This is a genomic window from Pantoea sp. Taur, assembly GCF_009830025.1.
GTDB lineage: Bacteria > Pseudomonadota > Gammaproteobacteria > Enterobacterales > Enterobacteriaceae > Pantoea > Pantoea communis.
Genome location: NZ_SZZZ01000015.1, coordinates 111,800 through 127,332, shown reverse-complemented (window position 1 = coordinate 127,332; position 15,533 = coordinate 111,800). Strand labels below are relative to the sequence as shown.

Sequence of the window (15,533 nt, the reverse complement as noted above, 5' to 3'; positions counted from 1 at the left end):
TAACCTTCTGAGGTTCATGATGGCGCAGATGGCGTACAGCCTGAAAGGCGTGGAACCTTATCAGATGAGTTTTAAGCAGTCCGCACTGTATCTGAGAAGTCATCTGAGCCTGCTACCGGGCATCTCACCGGGAAAAATACCGCGGATAATGGAAGAGATAATGGCGATGGCTCCAGGGCTGGTGCTGCCGGAAAGAAGAGTGCGGCATTACCCAAGGGCGGTAAAAAAGAGGCCACAACGTTATCCGTTGCGGCCTCCATTAAGATCTTAACTGACAAGCATTACGTCGCGACGGGGTTTTTTCATTACAGCGACGTTAATTGCTGGCTGGAGCGGCTTTTGCCGCCTCACCTTCCGGCTTGGCTGGCGTCGCATCTGACTGCGCTTTCTGCGCTGCGGCGGCATCGGCTTTCGCTTTGTCCTCCGCCGCTTTCTGTGCAGTGGTTTTCTCAGCTTTCGCTTTATCCTCAGCTGCTTTTTGGGCAGCCGCTTTGTCAGCCTTCACTTTCTCTTCAGCGGCTTTAGCATCAGCCGCTTTCTGCGCAGCTGCTTTGTCCGCTGCGGCTTTATCTGCAGCCGCTTTATCTGCAGCGGCTTGATCCGCTTTAGCTTTAGCGTCGTCATTGGCGGCAGCAGGCGCAGGTTGTGCCGCTGGCTGTGCCGGAGCAGCCGGCTGCAGCGGGGTACCCTGCAGTGCAGTATTCAACGCAGTAGCAAACTGATCCCAGCTGCAGTAGCCGTTGGCATCGGCATCACAGCCTGCCAGTTGCAGCGTGACACGCTTCGGCGGGTTTTTCAGGCTCAGTACATCAGCATTACGCAGTTGCTCTGCGGTCTGATAAACGTATTCCACTTTCAGCAGATCTTTGTTGTTTTTAGCATCGTGCCAGCGCTCAAACACCACCTGGCCACCGATGGGCGTTTTCTCATCGTTACCCGGCAGCTCGTATGGCTTAACCTGCAATGCGCTCAGCAGTGAGGCAATATTCGAATCATGCCCCACCATCACGGTGACTTTCGGTGCGTTCGCTTTGTCCTAGTCCACTAGCTGGCTGCGGATGTAATCCACCAGCGGTGCGGCCACTTCACGCGCGACATCGGGAGAAGTGAACAGCGCATCCTGATAACCATTTTTGATTGCCGCAAGGGATTTCCACTGCTCAGGAGTTTTAATCTGGCCCCAGGCCACCTGATCGGCCGGGAAACCTTCGTAATATTGCAGCGTGAAGGCATCAACCAGCGAATTGCCGATTTTCAACGGTCCATTCACGTTAGGCTCTTTGCCATTTTCTGCGCTGAAGGTGTTGTCACCGCCGCTCAGATCACACTGTTTTTTGCCGTTACAGGCCGGTGCCGATTTGTAATCAACAATTTTTTCTAACTGCTGGAAAGCCGGTTTCAGCGCCAGCTTCTCATTCGCAGCCGTCATCGCCGCCAGTGCTTTCTTATTAAATTCGTCGCTGCCGTCCGTGATCACCGGATTAAAGATAGGATCCATGGTGCCCATCGCATCCTGATGCGTCACGGAAATATCACAACCCGGGAAAGCGCCAGTAATGAAGTATTGCGCGGTGGCGACCGTACGTTGCAGGCTGTTGGCATAGACAAAGATGTTGCTGCTATCCGGGCAGGTGCCGCTTTCCACCAGGCCCTGCTGTGCCAGCCACTGACGGGTATAGTTACCCATGTAGACTTCCAGCACGCCGCCTTTGGTGGTTAACTCGCCGCCGGGCACATCCCACTGCGGCCAATTCTTCTTGGTGGATTGTTCCAGCACGCTTCCGTTGTTGGCTAACGGTGCGCGCAGATTGTGACGGCTCAGCATCAGCACTTGCTGTAACTGCATATCTCCATCTGCCGCGTAAGCAGACATACCGATCGGGAGCGCAGCGATAACTGACAACGCGCAAAGACTCAGTTTCTTGATCATTGTGCCTATTCCATAATTCATCAGTGAAACACTCTGGCATTCAAACGATTAGCTCGCCATTGAGCGAATTACCGCACAGTGTAACCCAGCTTGCCTCGGAAAATCGCCAGATGTTTACAAAAACCGTGAATGGAATATAGCAGTAAACGCGCGTGCCGTCGGTTAACGGCAGCAGATTGAAAAGCAACGGGATGTTTTTCGGAATTCCGGAACGCAGAAAAGCAAAAAGCCCGCATTTCTGCGGGCTTCTTTAATATGGCGGAGGAACAGAGATTCGAACTCTGGGATGGTTTCCCATCGACGGTTTTCAAGACCGTTGCCTTAAGCCACTCGGCCATCCCTCCGGAAATCTTTTTGTCACTTCACTCTGCAAGAGTGATGGCGGAGGAGGAGAGATTCGAACTCTCGGATGGTTTCCCATCGACGGTTTTCAAGACCGTTGCCTTAAGCCACTCGGCCACCCCTCCGCAATGAGGCGCACTATAAACATCCCCCCGAACGATGTAAAGCGCGGATTGAATCGTTCGCCTGAAAAACAGCCAAAATCCATTTTTTCGCTGTCAAAATCACCATTCTGCTCAGTGAAACAGCAATTTATCGCGTAAAGATGGGTAAAACGACTTTGCTGTCTGGGAGCCGTTGCGTATCCTCAGGCCATATTTGGTGTTCTCTCTCTATAATGGAGCGCATGATGGATAGAATAATTAGCTCGTCACAGCAGCAATCGCTGATCAGCACCCACAAAGTGCTGCGCAATACCTACTTTTTACTTGGCCTGACGCTGGCGTTCTCCGCGGTCACTGCCACGCTCAGCACCGTTTTTGCTCTGCCCTCTCCCGGATTAATTTTGATGCTGGTCGGTTTTTACGGTCTGATGTTCCTGACCTACCGTCTGGCGAATAGCCCGGCAGGTATTCTGGCGGCCTTCGCCTTTACTGGTTTCCTCGGTTATTGCCTTGGCCCAATCCTAAGTTCCTTCCTTGCTGCAGGCATGGGTGATGTGATTGCCATGGCGCTGGGCGGTACGGCGCTGGTGTTCTTCTGCTGTTCGGCCTACGTCCTGACCACGCGTCGTGACATGTCCTTCCTTGGCGGCATGATGATGGCTGGCTTCGTGGTGCTGCTGGTTGCGGTCGTGGCGAATATCTTCCTGCAACTGCCAGCGCTGCATCTGGCGATCAGTGCGCTGTTTATCCTGTTCTCAGCGGGTGCGATTCTGTGGGAAACCAGTAACATCATTCATGGCGGCGAAACCAACTATATCCGCGCCACCGTGAGCTTGTATGTGTCGCTGTATAACATCTTTGTCAGCCTGCTGAGCCTGTTAGGCTTCGCCAGCAAAGATTAAGCTGCAGACATAAATGTCCAAAACCCCGCTTCGGCGGGGTTTTTGCTTTTTAGCCGTTGGCGAACTTACAATACGCCGATTGATGCTGTGAGGAATGACTGTGATTTTTGCCGGTAAAGAGATCGCCACCGATGCGGAAGGCTACTTAAAAAATAGTGCGGACTGGAGCGAAGCACTCGCTGCGGTGATTGCTGAGAATGAAGCCATTGTGATGAGTGAGGCTCACTGGGAAGTGGTGCACTTTGTGCGCGCCTTCTATCAGGAGTTCAATACTTCTCCTGCGGTGCGCATGCTGGTGAAAGCCATGGCGCAGAAATATGGCGAGGAAAAAGGCAATAGCCGCTACCTGTTCCGACTGTTCCCGGAAGGCCCGGCAAAACAAGCCACTAAAATTGCCGGTTTGCCAAAACCTGCCAAGTGCTTGTAATTAGCCCGTTGTAAATCGCGTGGGCATCGGCGTGGGTTGATGAGGTTCCACCAGCACTTTATCAACCCGAGCGCTGGTCGGCCCACCTGCTTTTAGCCAGGCGATTAACGCCTCCACTTTTTGTTCATCGCCAGCGGCCAGCACTTCAACACTGCCGTCGCGCAGGTTGTGCGCATAACCGGTAACGCCCAGTTTATTGGCCTGTGACTGGGTGTAATAACGAAAGCCTACCCCTTGCACTATACCGTGCACCCAGATTTTGTAGCACGTGTTCGCCATGGCTATCTCCCCATTGTGCGTTGCAATTTGCCGCCATCCACCGGAAAATGGCGCCTCATTTTTTCAGGTAAGCATAGCAAACATGACCGTTCGATTGATTCTCGCTAAGGGACGTGAAAAATCCCTGCTCCGCCGCCATCCGTGGGTGTTCTCAGGTGCCGTTGCCCGTATGGAAGGTAAAGCCCAGTCTGGTGAAACTATTGATGTCTGCGACAGCAATGGTAAATGGCTGGCCCGTGCCGCTTATTCTCCACAGTCACAAATTCGCGCGCGCGTCTGGAGCTGGCAGCAGGATGAGTCAATCGACATCGCCTTCTTTGTCCGCGCTTTTGAAAAAGCGCAGCAGTGGCGCAAATGGTTGGCGCAACGTGATGGCCTTGATAGCTATCGCCTGATTGCCGGTGAGTCGGATGGCATGCCTGGCGTGACCATTGACCGTTTCGGCAACTTTATGGTGCTGCAGCTCCTGTCCGCCGGTGCTGAATATCAACGCCCGGCGATTCTCTCTGCCTTACAGCAGTGCTTCCCAACTTGCGCGATTTACGATCGTTCTGATGTTGCCGTGCGCAAAAAAGAAGGACTGGAACTGACACAAGGCCCAGTCACTGGTGAACTGCCGCCGCCGTTACTGCCGATTACCGAACATGGCATGAAATTGCTGGTCGATATTCAGGGTGGCCATAAAACCGGTTACTACCTTGATCAACGTGACAGCCGTTTTGCCACGCGCCGCTATGCTGAAAACGCTCGCGTGCTGAACTGCTTCTCTTACACCGGCGGATTTGCCGTGTCGGCTCTGATGGGTGGCTGCCGCGAAGTGATTAGCGTGGATACGTCACAGGATGCGCTGGATGTGGCGAAACAGAACGTTGAGCTCAATGGCCTCGATCTGTCTCGTGCACAGTTCGTGCGTGATGATGTCTTCAAACTGCTGCGTCGCTACCGTGACAGCGGCGAAAAGTTTGACGTGATCGTGATGGATCCGCCGAAATTTGTTGAGAACAAGAATCAGCTGATGGGCGCCTGCCGCGGATATAAAGATATTAATATGCTGGCGATGCAGTTGCTGAATCCTAACGGTATTCTTCTGACATTCTCTTGCTCAGGACTGATGGCCACCGATCTGTTCCAGAAAATTATCGCCGATGCCGCAGTGGATGCGGGTCGTGATGTACAATTTGTAGAGCAGTTCCGTCAGGCAGCCGATCACCCCGTGATCGCCAGCTATCCTGAAGGTCTTTATCTGAAAGGTTTTGCCTGCCGCGTGCTGTGACTTGAAAATCTGTACCCTGCCTCCATATTAGAGACAGGGCACAGTTTTGGGAGGCACCATGATTACCAGTAAATTTGGCATTGGACAGCAGGTCCGTCACCGTCTCTCCGGGGTGCTCGGCGTTATTGTGGATGTCGATCCGGAGTTTTCTCTCGATGAACCCGAGCAGGATGATGTGGCGGCCAGTGAAACGCTGCGCGCCGCACCCTGGTATCACGTAGTGATGGAAGATGAAGAAGGCGAACAGGTTCACACCTATGTTGCTGAAATTCAGCTCGCCGGTGAAACGTCGTATGAGCATCCTGAGCAACCTTCGATGGATGAACTTGCTGCTTCCATCCGGCAGCAGTTGCAGGCACCTAGCCTGCGCCATTAATGACAACGGCGACCTCGGTCGCCGTTTCAGCTTTACGACGCTATGGGCGGAATACCCAGACGCGGAATTTCAATCTTAGGACAACGATCCATCACCACCGTCATGCCCGCATCGCGCGCTAGCACTGCCGCCTGCTCATTGATCACGCCCAATTGCAGCCACAGTGTATCGGCACCAATGGCAATCGCTTCCTGCGCCACACCCCACGCGGCCTCAGCATTGCGAAACACATCTACCATATCCACTTTACCCGGAATTTCTGCCAGCGTGGCGTAAGCGGTCTGCCCCAGCAACTGCTGCCCCGCCAGTTTTGGACTCACCGGAATAACCTCATAACCCTGATCAAGCAAAAACTTCATCACACCATAGCTTGGGCGATCGGCGCGATCGCTCGCCCCTACCAATGCAATGCGTTTGGTGCGGCTCAATACATCACGAATCGTTTGATCATTCATTTTTTTCTCCTTGTTCGTTCGCCTGAGTGTAGTTGCCATTGCGTGACACAGTGCAAGCCCCTCAGATAAAAACTTTGCGCCTCAGCACGAATAAATATGTGAAAATGTAAATTTACTGCCATAATGTAATAATTTGCTACACATCACCCTTAATCCCCATCCTCCGGGAGTTGAAATGAAGCTGTCTTTGGCTGTTACGAGTTTACTCGTGTTACTCGTATCGGCATCCTGCCATGCCATCACCCTCAAACTCGATCCTGAAATCGACTTGCTGGTGCTCGATGGTCGCAAAATCTCAGGCTCGTTGCTGAAAGGCGCGGATAGCCTGGAGCTGGAGCGTGGGCAGCATCAATTCCTGTTTCGCGTTGAAAAACCTTGTGCGGATGCCACGCATTTTCAGTCGGTGCCGATGATCGTCACGTTCAATGCCAGCGCCACCTCAGTCGCGATTCGTTTACCCGTTCTGGCCAACCGCCGAGAACGCAGCACGTTCGATAAGGCGCTAAATTTCCAGCTCGTTGATGAACGAGGGAATGAAATCACCAGCGTGCGCGATCGCTTACCACAGGGTAGCGATAGCGATCTGGAAAAGGCCATGCTGAATTATAACCGTACTGCCCAGGCGGCATCGGTTCCTCGCTTTGCGCTGCAATCGGTGAGTGCGCCGGATGCCCAGATGAGTCTCGATTTTGCCTGGCAGGATGCGGGAGAGTTACCTTATCTGCAACAGTGGTTTCAGCGCTTTGATGCTGCTACACGCCTGAAATTTATCAGTTGGATGAAAACCTTACGCGCAAGTTGATAGTGTTGAAATGTCAGGGGTAAACTCATGCCTTAAAATTAATGCATGAGAAGAAACAGGAAGCCCTATGGAGCAGACCGTTCGTACCCTTAACGTTCAGAAACACATAGCCCTCGTTGCCCACGATCACTGCAAAGCGACGCTACTGGAGTGGGTTAAAGCCAACCAGAGCGCGCTGCAACCGCATGTGCTCTATGCCACCGGCACCACTGGTAATCTGATTAATCGCCACACCGGTTTAGACGTCAACGCCATGCTAAGCGGCCCGATGGGCGGCGATCAGCAAGTGGGTGCTTTGATTTCCGAAGGGAAAATCGATGTGCTGTTCTTCTTTTGGGATCCGTTAAATGCGGTGCCGCACGATCCCGATGTCAAAGCCCTGTTACGTCTGGCCACCGTGTGGAATATCCCGGTGGCGACCAATCGCGCCACCGCGGATTTCATCATTGAGGCACCGATGTTTGCCCAGCAGTTTGAGATCCAAATCCCCGATTATCAGCGCTATCTTGCCGACCGCCTGAAAGCGTAATGTTCAGGCCTTCCGACTTTGCGGCACGCCCAATTCGCGGAAGTGTTCGACAAAAACGGAAGGCCGATCTTTATCAAACAGCATCCACACTTGCTGACGTGCGCGGGTAATCGCCACATAGGCCAACCGTCGCTCTTCAGCGTCAGGGAAATCTTCCGGCTGGGGTAATAACCCCTCTTCCATAATCGATTCACGCGCCTCAGCGGGGAAGCCATCACGCCCCTCATGCAGGCCCAGCATAATGACAAAATCTGCCTGCTGCCCTTTGCTGGCATGAATGGTCATAAAATCGATCTGCAATTTCGGCCAGCGCGTTTTGGCTTTATCGAGGATGGCAGGACGCAAATGGTGATAGCGCGCCAGCAACAGCACACGCTCTTCCGGCTTCGCATAGCCACTTAATTTATCCAGCAACGGTTCCAGTTGCTCCTGCGGCAGCAGCGTGACTGACTTCTTATTCCCCTTACTCAGACTGTTGAGCGGCTTGCGCAGCTGATGTGGATTCTGCTGCACAAAGCGGTTGGCAATCTCACCGATGCGATCGTTGAAACGATAGGTGGTGTCCAGCACACAGCGATCGCCGTCACCAAAGTAGTGGTGGAAAGCCGTGGTCAGACTCATCTCGGCGCCGCTGAAACGGTATATTGCCTGCCAGTCATCGCCCACCGCGAACAAACTGGTGCGCTTATTCTGCTGACGTAATGCAGTCAATAAAGCGGCACGCTGTGGCGAGATATCCTGAAACTCATCCACGAGAATATGCTTCCACGGACTGATAAAGCGCCCTTTTTCGAGAATGGCAATTGCCTGATGGATCAGCCCGGAGAAATCGACTGCCCCCTCTTCTTTCAACGCACTCTTCCAGGCTTTTAATAGCGGCGCCATCAGTTTGACGCGTTTGCTGAAGTTATCGCGGAAATCTTCTGGTACATCGGCAATCATCGCCGCCTGCGCACCGCCGTGCATGCGCATCAGTCCCAGCCAGCGCTCCATGCGTGAGGCCAGCCGTTGCGCCAACTTGTCATCCTGCCAGAATGGGCCTTCAGCGACCTCCCACTCCAGTTCCTCCTGCAACCATTGACGCCAACCGCTCGCCTGCGCCTTTTTACTGTTGCACTGTTCGCGCCAGGTGTCGATCAGCAGTTGCCGCCGCGCCTTGCTGTCACTTTCAAGCTTGCTGATCACCGGCTGCTTATTGCTGCCTTCGCGGATGATGTGCAATGCCAGCGCGTGAAACGTTCGCGCCTGAATCGCACTCTCACCTAAGCGTTGCTGAATACGATCGTTCATCTCTTCGGCCGCCTGGCGACCAAATGCCAGCAGCAGAATCTGCTCCGGCTGTGACAGCTTGCGTTTCAGCAACCAACCGGCACGTGCCACCAGCACCGAGGTTTTACCACTTCCCGCACCGGCCAGCACCAGTAAGGCGTCTTCACCGTTGACCACCGCTTCGCACTGGGAAGCATTAAGCGGTGTAGTTTCGACAGTGGAGAAAAATTCGTGGTAGTCCTTGATGACCTTCGTCGTCCATTCACGGTTGCGCTGGCGAATGGCGGTTTCACCTTGTTCTAACCACTGCTGGCAAAACTGCCAGCGCGCACGGCAATTATCAAACTCATTCAGGCGCGAAAGTGGCAGCGGTAAGGCGGAAAATTGGCGTTGAATGCTCTCCTTTACCGTAGCCAGTTCGCTACGCTTTAACCAGCGATCCTGTTGCGTGAAGGCGATAATCTCCTGTTCCAAAGCCATCAGGACTTGTGCACTGACTTCGCTCATCTCCTGGCTCCACTGCTGCCAGGCATGCTGCAAGTAATGGAAAAAACGCTGCGTCTCCTGCCATTCCGTGCCGTGCAGGCGTACAACCTTATCTTCTGGCAAGTGAAATTCCAGCTCTCCCCAAACCATGCCGCGTTTACAGGCAATGCTGATTAACTGATTGAACGGGATAAGATATTCGTGACGATCGCCACTGACTTCCACGCCAGCGGCCAGCAGACGCACCCGATTATAGGGATGCTGAGCCAGACGTTTGCCCATTGATGTTGCTTTCAGTTCCATGTCCGCACCGTCTTGTGGAATTCGATTATCGCGCAGTTTACCTGTCAGACTCTTGGCGCTCCAGCCTTAAAACAGGCTAAACTGGGCGACACATATTGCGGATTGCAAAAGGAAAATCGTGTTATGCGCACCGTATTGAATATTCTTAACTTCGTTTTGGGTGGCGTGTTCACCACGCTAAGCTGGCTGTTTGCCACGCTTGTCAGCATTGTGCTTATCTTTACCCTGCCTTTAACGCGATCTTGCTGGGAAATCACTAAACTTTCACTTCTGCCCTTTGGTAATGAAGCGGTGCATGTCGATGTGCTGCGACCTGACAGTAAAAGCCATGTGCTGAATGCTGGCGGAACCTTCCTCAACATTTTCTGGCTGGTGTTTTTCGGCTGGTGGCTGTGTTTGATGCATATTTCTGCTGGCATCATCCAATGCCTGACCATCATCGGTATCCCCGTCGGTATTGCTAACTTTAAAATTGCCGCTATCGCACTCTGGCCCGTAGGCCGCCGTGTGGTCTCGGTTGAAGAGGCTCAGGCCGCGCGTGAAGCGAATGCGCGTCGTCGATACTAAGGCGGACAATTGATGCTTCTGAACGCGATGCCGGGATGGCGACGTTATCTGTTCAATAGCAGCCTGCGTTATTTATTGCGCATTTTCTTCGCGCTGGCAGGGTGTGCCGCCGTTCCGTGGTGGCTGCAGCAAATAGAATGGACCATTCCTTTGACGCTTGGCGTGGTGGCGGCCGCGCTGGCCGATCTGGATGACCGATGGACTGGCCGCCTGCGCAATCTGATGATTACGCTGGTCTGCTTCTGCATCGCTTCGGTATCGGTTGAGTTGCTGTTTCCCTATCCGTGGGCCTTTGCCATCGGTTTGGCGCTCTCGAGTTGGGGCTTCATTTTGCTTGGCGCTTTGGGGCAGCGCTATGCCACTATCGCTTTTGGTGCGCTGCTCATTGCGGTTTATACCATGTTGGGAATTGGCTTATTCCCTCAATGGTGGATGCAGCCCGCCCTGCTATTGATTGGTGCGCTGTGGTACAACCTGCTGACATTTATCGGCCATTTGATTTTCCCGGTACGGCCGGTACAGGAGCAACTGGCGGCCAGCTTTTCTCAGTTGGCGAGTTATCTGGAGGCCAAGGCAAATCTGTTCGATCCAGATGCAGGTGAACAGGATGATGCCAGTACTATTGCCACGGCGATGGTGAACAGCCAGTTGGTGGCGCAACTTAATCAGACGAAAACCACCATTCAGAGTCGCTTGCGCGGCGACCGTGGATCGCGCAGCACACGTCGGAGTTTGCACTACTATTTCGTTGCGCAGGATATTCATGAACGCGCCAGCTCATCCCATCTGCAATATCACCTGCTGCGCGATAACTGGCGCTATAACGAAGTGCTGTTCCGCTTCCAGCGACTGTTGAATATGCAAGCTCAAGCCTGTCGCAAGTTGGCTGAGAGCATCTTGTTAAGACAGCCGTGGCATCATGACAGCAGCTTTGAACGCACTTTTTCCCGGCTGGAAACGGCTTTGGAGAGATTGCAGCAGAATGACCCGCAGGATCCTCACAATCGCGCGCTGTTTTGGCTGCTACGCAATTTGCGTGCGATTGATGCGCAACTGGCCTCGATTGAGTCTGAGCAAGCGCTGGCAGAACCGCCTTCCTCAGCCGATAACCATCTTTCGCGTGAAGGGCTGAGTGGATGGGCGGATATCCGGTTACGGCTAAGTCGTCATCTGACTCCAGGTTCGGCATTATTCCGCCATGCTGTTCGCATGTCCCTCGTGCTTTGCGTTGGCTACGCTTTTATTCAGATTACCGGTCTTCATCGCGGCTACTGGATTTTGCTCACCAGCCTGTTTGTCTGCCAGCCTAACTACAATGCCACGCGCCGCCGGCTTGCCTTACGTATTGGTGGAACACTAGCGGGCATCGCTATTGGCTTACCGGTACTATGGTTAGTGCCCTCTATTGAAGGGCAACTGATTCTCATCGTGCTCAGTGGCGTACTGTTTTTTGCCTTTCGTCAGATTCAGTATGCGCAAGCCACACTGTTCATCACCTTGCTGGTACTGCTCTGCTTTAACCTGCTGGGCGAAGGATTTGAGGTGGCGTTGCCGCGCATTGTTGACACCCTGTTGGGTTGCGGTCTGGCCTGGCTGGCAGTGGCATTTGTCTGGCCCGATTGGCGTTTTCGCAAAATTAGCGCCGTGGCGGATCGTACGCTGAATGCCAATTGTCGTTATCTCGATGCCATCCTTGAGCAATATCATCAGGGTAAAGATAATCGTCTGGCTTATCGTGTGGCGCGTCGTGATGCTCACAATGCCGATGCGGAATTAGCATCGGTGGTCTCGAACATGAGTAGCGAACTTAAGCTTAAGCAACCGCTGCGTGAAAACGCGTTCCGGTTACTGTGCCTGAATCACTCTTTCCTGAGCTACATCTCAGCGCTGGGCGCACATCGCGAACGGCTTTCTGATCCCGCATTGCTCAAAGTTTTAGACGATGCAGTGTGTTTTGTTGAAGATGTGCTGCAGATTGAACGCGTTAACGACAAGCAGGCAGTCGCCATGCAGCAGCAGCTGATGCAGCAGTTAAGTGATATCAAAAACAGTTCGGACGTGCAGGCGCCGCTGGTGATGCAGCAGTTGGGTTTACTGATTGCCCTGCTGCCAGAAATTGCCCGCCTGCGCCGCACATTATCCAGTCATTAATTTAACGTTGCTCCACCGCATTTTTGGGGTGGAGCGTTTTGACATACCACGCGTAGAGCTCATCTCTAATCGCTGCAGGCAATGCGGCCTGGTGATGTCCGGAAATCGCCCCTTCCAATGCCATTAACGTTTTCAGCCCGATATGTTTGTTAACGGCACGCAGTTTGAGCCAGCTCTGGCGCGATCCCATTTCATGCAGCACTTTCACAGAACTGATGCCCACTTTATGCAGCATCATCTCCATGCGCAGGCTAAGGTTAGGCAGATCCTTTAGCCGTAAGGTCACTGTCCGGTTTGCTAACTCATGCTGTGCTGCGTGCAGCGCACTGGCCGACAACCGCAAGAGTTGCTCAGGATCCTGCCAAAGCTTCGCATCCACTTTGAAGTAATTCAGTTGCACTGGTATGCCGCGTTTGCGATAGACCAGCGGTTCAAGAGCACGTTGGGTGTGGTAAGTCTGCAATGCCTCACTGGCACGCAGGTAAAGCGCGTCTTCATTGATATACGCAAAAATGACCTTTTCTACTGTCAGAGCATAGCCACCAAATTGCGTTCGGGATTCGATCTTTCCCAGCGGCGCCAGCTGTGTTTTGGATTGTTTAACGAGTGGATTGTTGGTTTTCATTACAGCTCCTTTCCGTGAATTCTCATTCGAGAAAATTCCTTAAAATCCTGGGTTTTCATCTGGTTAGAAGATAGAAAAAACCCATTAGCTGTTCAATGAATAAAAGCATTTGCTGTGTGCGATGTGCACAATTTGCGAGGTGTTTTCAGAAATTGAGGTTGATCTTTATCCAGGAAGACATTACTGTACATCCATACAGTTCATTACTGAGTGATTAAAACATGCGTACTCAATTCTCTGGCCTTGCTGATCGTTCTCAACGTTTTGCTTCTACAAGCCTGACGCAGCCTTCTCTGGGTGGAATTACTGAACTACGTTACAGCGAACAACCTGGCATGATGCAGTTACTGCTGTTGCCGGTGTTAAAGCAACTCAGCGAACAGTCCCGCTGGCAGCTGTGGTTAACACCAGCGCATAAGCTGAATCGCAACTGGATGCAGCAGTCAGGATTACCGCTTGAGAAAAGTATGCATATCACCGAATCTGAACGACTCACGACAGTGGAAAGTATGGTGAAGGCTCTGCGCACGGGAAATTATAGTGTGGTTTTGGCCTGGATTCCGTACGAATTGAATGATGAAGAGCGGTTTGAACTCGAAATGGCAGCGGCAGAAGGTGAAGCACTAGGTTTAATTATGCGTCCGCAAGGTCACGATCGCGTCTTGTCCAGACAACCAAATACGCCAAAAATTCCCTCAGATTTGTTTCATTAAGTAAAACCAGGAATTTTCTCACGCTTTTTTTTCTTAAGGATGCCGCTAAGCCACTGATTCTTTTCCCGCCAGCTTTGACAATGGTTTAGCCGCATTTTCTCAATTCGCTGGCGAAGATTTTGCCATGTGATTTGTTAAAATGTGTGTATAAATCCCTGTTTTTTTGCTGGCTGGCCTCACATCATACTTGTAACTTTCCAATCTCGTTGTAGACTTTATCTCGCCAGGGTGCTCAATAACCTCCGTTTTTTCGGTAGAGTCAAAAGCGAGCGTTTAGACCCGGCGAAGGATTAACACAAAGAGCAACCTTTTTGCTCATTGCCTATTTGGATGATAACGAGGCGCAAAAATGAAAAAGACAGCTATCGCAATTGCAGTGGCACTGGCTGGCTTCGCTACCGTAGCGCAGGCCGCTCCTAAAGATAACACCTGGTACACCGGTGCTAAACTGGGCTGGTCTCAGTATCACGATACTGGTTACTACGGTAACAACTACGTGAACAACAACGGTCCAACTCACGAATCTCAGCTGGGTGCTGGTGCATTCATGGGCTACCAGGCTAACCCATACCTGGGCTTCGAGCTGGGCTATGACTGGTTAGGCCGTATGCCTAACAAAGGCAGCGTGACCAATGGCGCGTTCAAGGCACAAGGCGTTCAGCTGGCTGCTAAACTGAGCTACCCAATCACTGACGACTTCGACGTGTACACCCGCTTGGGCGGCATGGTATGGCGTGCAGACTCTACTCAGTACAATGGCACCACTGATAGCCGCATCAGCAACCACGACACCGGCGTTTCTCCGCTGGCTGCTGTTGGTGTTGAATACGCACTGACCAAAAACTGGGCGACTCGCCTGGACTACCAGTGGGTTAACAACATCGGTGACGCAGGTACCGTTGGTGCGCGTCCAGACAACAGCATGCTGAGCGTCGGCGTTTCTTACCGTTTCGGTCAGGATGAAGCAGCAGCACCAGTTGTTGCTCCAGCACCTGCTCCAGCGCCAGTTGTTGAAACCAAGCGTTTCACTCTGAAGTCTGACGTACTGTTCAACTTCAACAAAGCAACTCTGAAACCAGAAGGCCAGCAGGCTCTGGATCAGCTGTACAGCCAGCTGAGCTCAATGGATCCTAAAGACGGTTCTGTTGTAGTACTGGGCTTCACTGACCGTATCGGTTCAGAGCAGTACAACCAGAAACTGTCTGAAAAACGCGCTCAGTCTGTAGTTGATTACCTGGTCTCTAAAGGTATCCCTTCTAACAAGATCTCTGCACGCGGTATGGGCAAATCTAACCCAGTGACTGGCAACACCTGTGACAGCGTGAAAGGCCGTAATGCCCTGATCGACTGCCTGGCGCCAGACCGTCGCGTTGAAATCGACGTGAAAGGTATCAAAGACGTTGTAACTCAGCCACAGGCTTAAGTTATCACGCAATAAAAAACCCCGCTCTTGCGGGGTTTTTTTATCTCTTTTCAACTGGCTAACAACACCATCATAGTGCACACATTAGCGCTATTCGTTCTCTGATCCGCCTTTACCCAAAATCGCCTGCAGATCCTGCTTAAGCGTTGACATCTGGCTGGCATACTTCTCTTTGCGCTCGGCATCTTCAATCAACTGCACAATGGTTTCTGATAGCGTGTTGCTGCGACGCTGTGCCAATCCTGCCAAACGCTGCCACACCAGATATTCCAGATCGATCGACTTCTTACGCGTATGCTGATGTTCCGCATTAAAATGCCGCTTACGGCGCGCACGAATAGTCTGCTTCAGACGGTTCTCGAGATCGGGGTGAATGTGCTGAGCTATCCATTCCGCTACCTCTACTGGACTATTTTCCATCGCCAGTAAGGCATCCACCGCAGCCTGCGCGGCGCTGAGCTCAAGATGACGGGTGATCAATTCACCCTCCCGATGCTTTTTCACCAGGTATTTCCACTTCCATCCACTTTCAAGATTTTCGAGTTGCTGGTATTTCATCGGAATCTCATCGTGATCA

15 protein-coding genes, 2 tRNA genes and 2 pseudogenes are annotated in these 15,533 nt (G+C 52.4%); 11 read left to right on the top strand and 8 right to left on the bottom strand.

Going from position 1 to position 15,533, the window contains the following annotated elements; genetic code table 11:
* Positions 1 to 271: pseudogene (locus tag FD744_RS25640) on the top strand (IS4 family transposase); the annotation flags it as partial.
* A 45-nt stretch (positions 272 to 316) separates the two neighbouring features.
* On the opposite strand, the pseudogene agp reads toward FD744_RS25640, so the two are convergent.
* From agp to FD744_RS18970, 3 genes and pseudogenes are all read right to left on the bottom strand, one after another.
* Positions 317 to 1,930 (bottom strand): annotated as a pseudogene (gene agp, locus FD744_RS18980) (bifunctional glucose-1-phosphatase/inositol phosphatase).
* A gap of 256 nt (positions 1,931 to 2,186) precedes the next feature.
* Positions 2,187 to 2,274: transfer RNA gene (locus FD744_RS18975), tRNA-Ser, on the bottom strand.
* A 35-nt stretch (positions 2,275 to 2,309) separates the two neighbouring features.
* A tRNA-Ser gene (locus FD744_RS18970) sits at positions 2,310 to 2,397 on the bottom strand.
* A gap of 224 nt (positions 2,398 to 2,621) precedes the next feature.
* On the opposite strand from FD744_RS18970, the gene yccA reads away from it, so the two are divergent.
* Together yccA and tusE are read left to right on the top strand one after the other, a co-directional pair.
* Positions 2,622 to 3,278: an FtsH protease modulator YccA gene (yccA, locus tag FD744_RS18965; protein WP_034820380.1), complete on the top strand. Its 657-nt coding sequence runs from the start codon at positions 2,622 to 2,624 to the stop codon at positions 3,276 to 3,278.
* 100 nt (positions 3,279 to 3,378) lie between these two features.
* Positions 3,379 to 3,705 (top strand): sulfurtransferase TusE, encoded by a 327-nt coding sequence (gene tusE / locus FD744_RS18960; protein ID WP_038647738.1) that lies wholly within the window; start codon positions 3,379 to 3,381, stop codon positions 3,703 to 3,705.
* On the opposite strand, the gene yccX is transcribed toward tusE, so the two are convergent.
* Entirely contained in the window at positions 3,706 to 3,984 is a 279-nt protein-coding gene (gene yccX, locus FD744_RS18955) for an acylphosphatase (protein WP_058959657.1), read from the bottom strand.
* A gap of 82 nt (positions 3,985 to 4,066) precedes the next feature.
* On the opposite strand from yccX, the gene rlmI reads away from it, so the two are divergent.
* The gene (rlmI, locus tag FD744_RS18950) at positions 4,067 to 5,257 is read left to right on the top strand and encodes a 23S rRNA (cytosine(1962)-C(5))-methyltransferase RlmI (RefSeq protein WP_160868975.1); all 1,191 of its coding nucleotides are present in this window, start codon (positions 4,067 to 4,069) and stop codon (positions 5,255 to 5,257) included.
* A gap of 58 nt (positions 5,258 to 5,315) precedes the next feature.
* Positions 5,316 to 5,633 (top strand): heat shock protein HspQ, encoded by a 318-nt coding sequence (hspQ, locus tag FD744_RS18945; protein WP_034820407.1) that lies wholly within the window; start codon positions 5,316 to 5,318, stop codon positions 5,631 to 5,633.
* Between the two features lie 32 nt (positions 5,634 to 5,665).
* Here the strand turns inward: hspQ and FD744_RS18940 are convergent, their stop codons facing one another.
* The gene (locus FD744_RS18940; RefSeq protein ID WP_034820410.1) at positions 5,666 to 6,088 is read right to left on the bottom strand and encodes a CoA-binding protein; all 423 of its coding nucleotides are present in this window, start codon (positions 6,086 to 6,088) and stop codon (positions 5,666 to 5,668) included.
* 175 nt (positions 6,089 to 6,263) lie between these two features.
* Between FD744_RS18940 and FD744_RS18935 the strand changes: the two genes are divergently transcribed.
* Both FD744_RS18935 and FD744_RS18930 read left to right on the top strand, forming a co-directional pair.
* The gene (locus tag FD744_RS18935) at positions 6,264 to 6,890 is read left to right on the top strand and encodes a DUF2057 family protein (protein WP_034820413.1); all 627 of its coding nucleotides are present in this window, start codon (positions 6,264 to 6,266) and stop codon (positions 6,888 to 6,890) included.
* Between the two features lie 67 nt (positions 6,891 to 6,957).
* Positions 6,958 to 7,419, top strand: a complete 462-nt coding sequence (locus tag FD744_RS18930) for a methylglyoxal synthase (protein WP_160868974.1) — start codon at positions 6,958 to 6,960, stop codon at positions 7,417 to 7,419.
* 3 nt (positions 7,420 to 7,422) lie between these two features.
* Here the strand turns inward: FD744_RS18930 and helD are convergent, their stop codons facing one another.
* Entirely contained in the window at positions 7,423 to 9,477 is a 2,055-nt protein-coding gene (gene helD, locus FD744_RS18925; RefSeq protein ID WP_058959660.1) for a DNA helicase IV, read from the bottom strand.
* A gap of 123 nt (positions 9,478 to 9,600) precedes the next feature.
* Here helD and FD744_RS18920 point away from each other — a divergent pair, with 123 nt between their 5' ends.
* Together FD744_RS18920 and yccS are read left to right on the top strand one after the other, a co-directional pair.
* Positions 9,601 to 10,044, top strand: a complete 444-nt coding sequence (locus FD744_RS18920; protein ID WP_034820431.1) for a YccF domain-containing protein — start codon at positions 9,601 to 9,603, stop codon at positions 10,042 to 10,044.
* Between the two features lie 12 nt (positions 10,045 to 10,056).
* Positions 10,057 to 12,195, top strand: coding sequence for a YccS family putative transporter (yccS, locus tag FD744_RS18915; protein ID WP_160868979.1), 2,139 nt, complete (start codon positions 10,057 to 10,059; stop codon positions 12,193 to 12,195).
* A 1-nt stretch (position 12,196) separates the two neighbouring features.
* On the opposite strand, the gene FD744_RS18910 is transcribed toward yccS, so the two are convergent.
* The gene (locus tag FD744_RS18910) at positions 12,197 to 12,820 is read right to left on the bottom strand and encodes a TfoX/Sxy family DNA transformation protein (RefSeq protein ID WP_038647753.1); all 624 of its coding nucleotides are present in this window, start codon (positions 12,818 to 12,820) and stop codon (positions 12,197 to 12,199) included.
* A gap of 221 nt (positions 12,821 to 13,041) precedes the next feature.
* Between FD744_RS18910 and sulA the strand changes: the two genes are divergently transcribed.
* Both sulA and ompA read left to right on the top strand, forming a co-directional pair.
* Positions 13,042 to 13,533, top strand: coding sequence for an SOS-induced cell division inhibitor SulA (gene sulA / locus FD744_RS18905; protein ID WP_097119300.1), 492 nt, complete (start codon positions 13,042 to 13,044; stop codon positions 13,531 to 13,533).
* 349 nt (positions 13,534 to 13,882) lie between these two features.
* Positions 13,883 to 14,956 carry a porin OmpA gene (gene ompA / locus FD744_RS18900; RefSeq protein ID WP_160868973.1) on the top strand — a complete coding sequence of 358 codons (1,074 nt, stop codon included), beginning with the start codon at positions 13,883 to 13,885 and terminating at the stop codon, positions 14,954 to 14,956.
* Between the two features lie 90 nt (positions 14,957 to 15,046).
* Here ompA and matP read toward each other — a convergent pair whose 3' ends face one another.
* Positions 15,047 to 15,514 carry a macrodomain Ter protein MatP gene (matP, locus tag FD744_RS18895; protein WP_141399037.1) on the bottom strand — a complete coding sequence of 156 codons (468 nt, stop codon included), beginning with the start codon at positions 15,512 to 15,514 and terminating at the stop codon, positions 15,047 to 15,049.
* Positions 15,515 to 15,533: the final 19 nt, after the last annotated feature.

What these genes read in the sequence shown, in the direction of transcription:
- yccA (WP_034820380.1), top strand. Translation starts at nt 2,622, where the DNA reads ATGGATAGAATAATTAGCTCGTCACAGCAGCAATCGCTGATCAGCACC.
- yccX (WP_058959657.1), bottom strand. Translation starts at nt 3,984, where the DNA reads ATGGCGAACACGTGCTACAAAATCTGGGTGCACGGTATAGTGCAAGGG.
- rlmI (WP_160868975.1), top strand. Translation starts at nt 4,067, where the DNA reads ATGACCGTTCGATTGATTCTCGCTAAGGGACGTGAAAAATCCCTGCTC.
- hspQ (WP_034820407.1), top strand. Translation starts at nt 5,316, where the DNA reads ATGATTACCAGTAAATTTGGCATTGGACAGCAGGTCCGTCACCGTCTC.
- FD744_RS18940 (WP_034820410.1), bottom strand. Translation starts at nt 6,088, where the DNA reads ATGAATGATCAAACGATTCGTGATGTATTGAGCCGCACCAAACGCATT.
- FD744_RS18935 (WP_034820413.1), top strand. Translation starts at nt 6,264, where the DNA reads ATGAAGCTGTCTTTGGCTGTTACGAGTTTACTCGTGTTACTCGTATCG.
- FD744_RS18930 (WP_160868974.1), top strand. Translation starts at nt 6,958, where the DNA reads ATGGAGCAGACCGTTCGTACCCTTAACGTTCAGAAACACATAGCCCTC.
- helD (WP_058959660.1), bottom strand. Translation starts at nt 9,477, where the DNA reads ATGGAACTGAAAGCAACATCAATGGGCAAACGTCTGGCTCAGCATCCC.
- FD744_RS18920 (WP_034820431.1), top strand. Translation starts at nt 9,601, where the DNA reads ATGCGCACCGTATTGAATATTCTTAACTTCGTTTTGGGTGGCGTGTTC.
- yccS (WP_160868979.1), top strand. Translation starts at nt 10,057, where the DNA reads ATGCTTCTGAACGCGATGCCGGGATGGCGACGTTATCTGTTCAATAGC.
- FD744_RS18910 (WP_038647753.1), bottom strand. Translation starts at nt 12,820, where the DNA reads ATGAAAACCAACAATCCACTCGTTAAACAATCCAAAACACAGCTGGCG.
- sulA (WP_097119300.1), top strand. Translation starts at nt 13,042, where the DNA reads ATGCGTACTCAATTCTCTGGCCTTGCTGATCGTTCTCAACGTTTTGCT.
- ompA (WP_160868973.1), top strand. Translation starts at nt 13,883, where the DNA reads ATGAAAAAGACAGCTATCGCAATTGCAGTGGCACTGGCTGGCTTCGCT.
- matP (WP_141399037.1), bottom strand. Translation starts at nt 15,514, where the DNA reads ATGAAATACCAGCAACTCGAAAATCTTGAAAGTGGATGGAAGTGGAAA.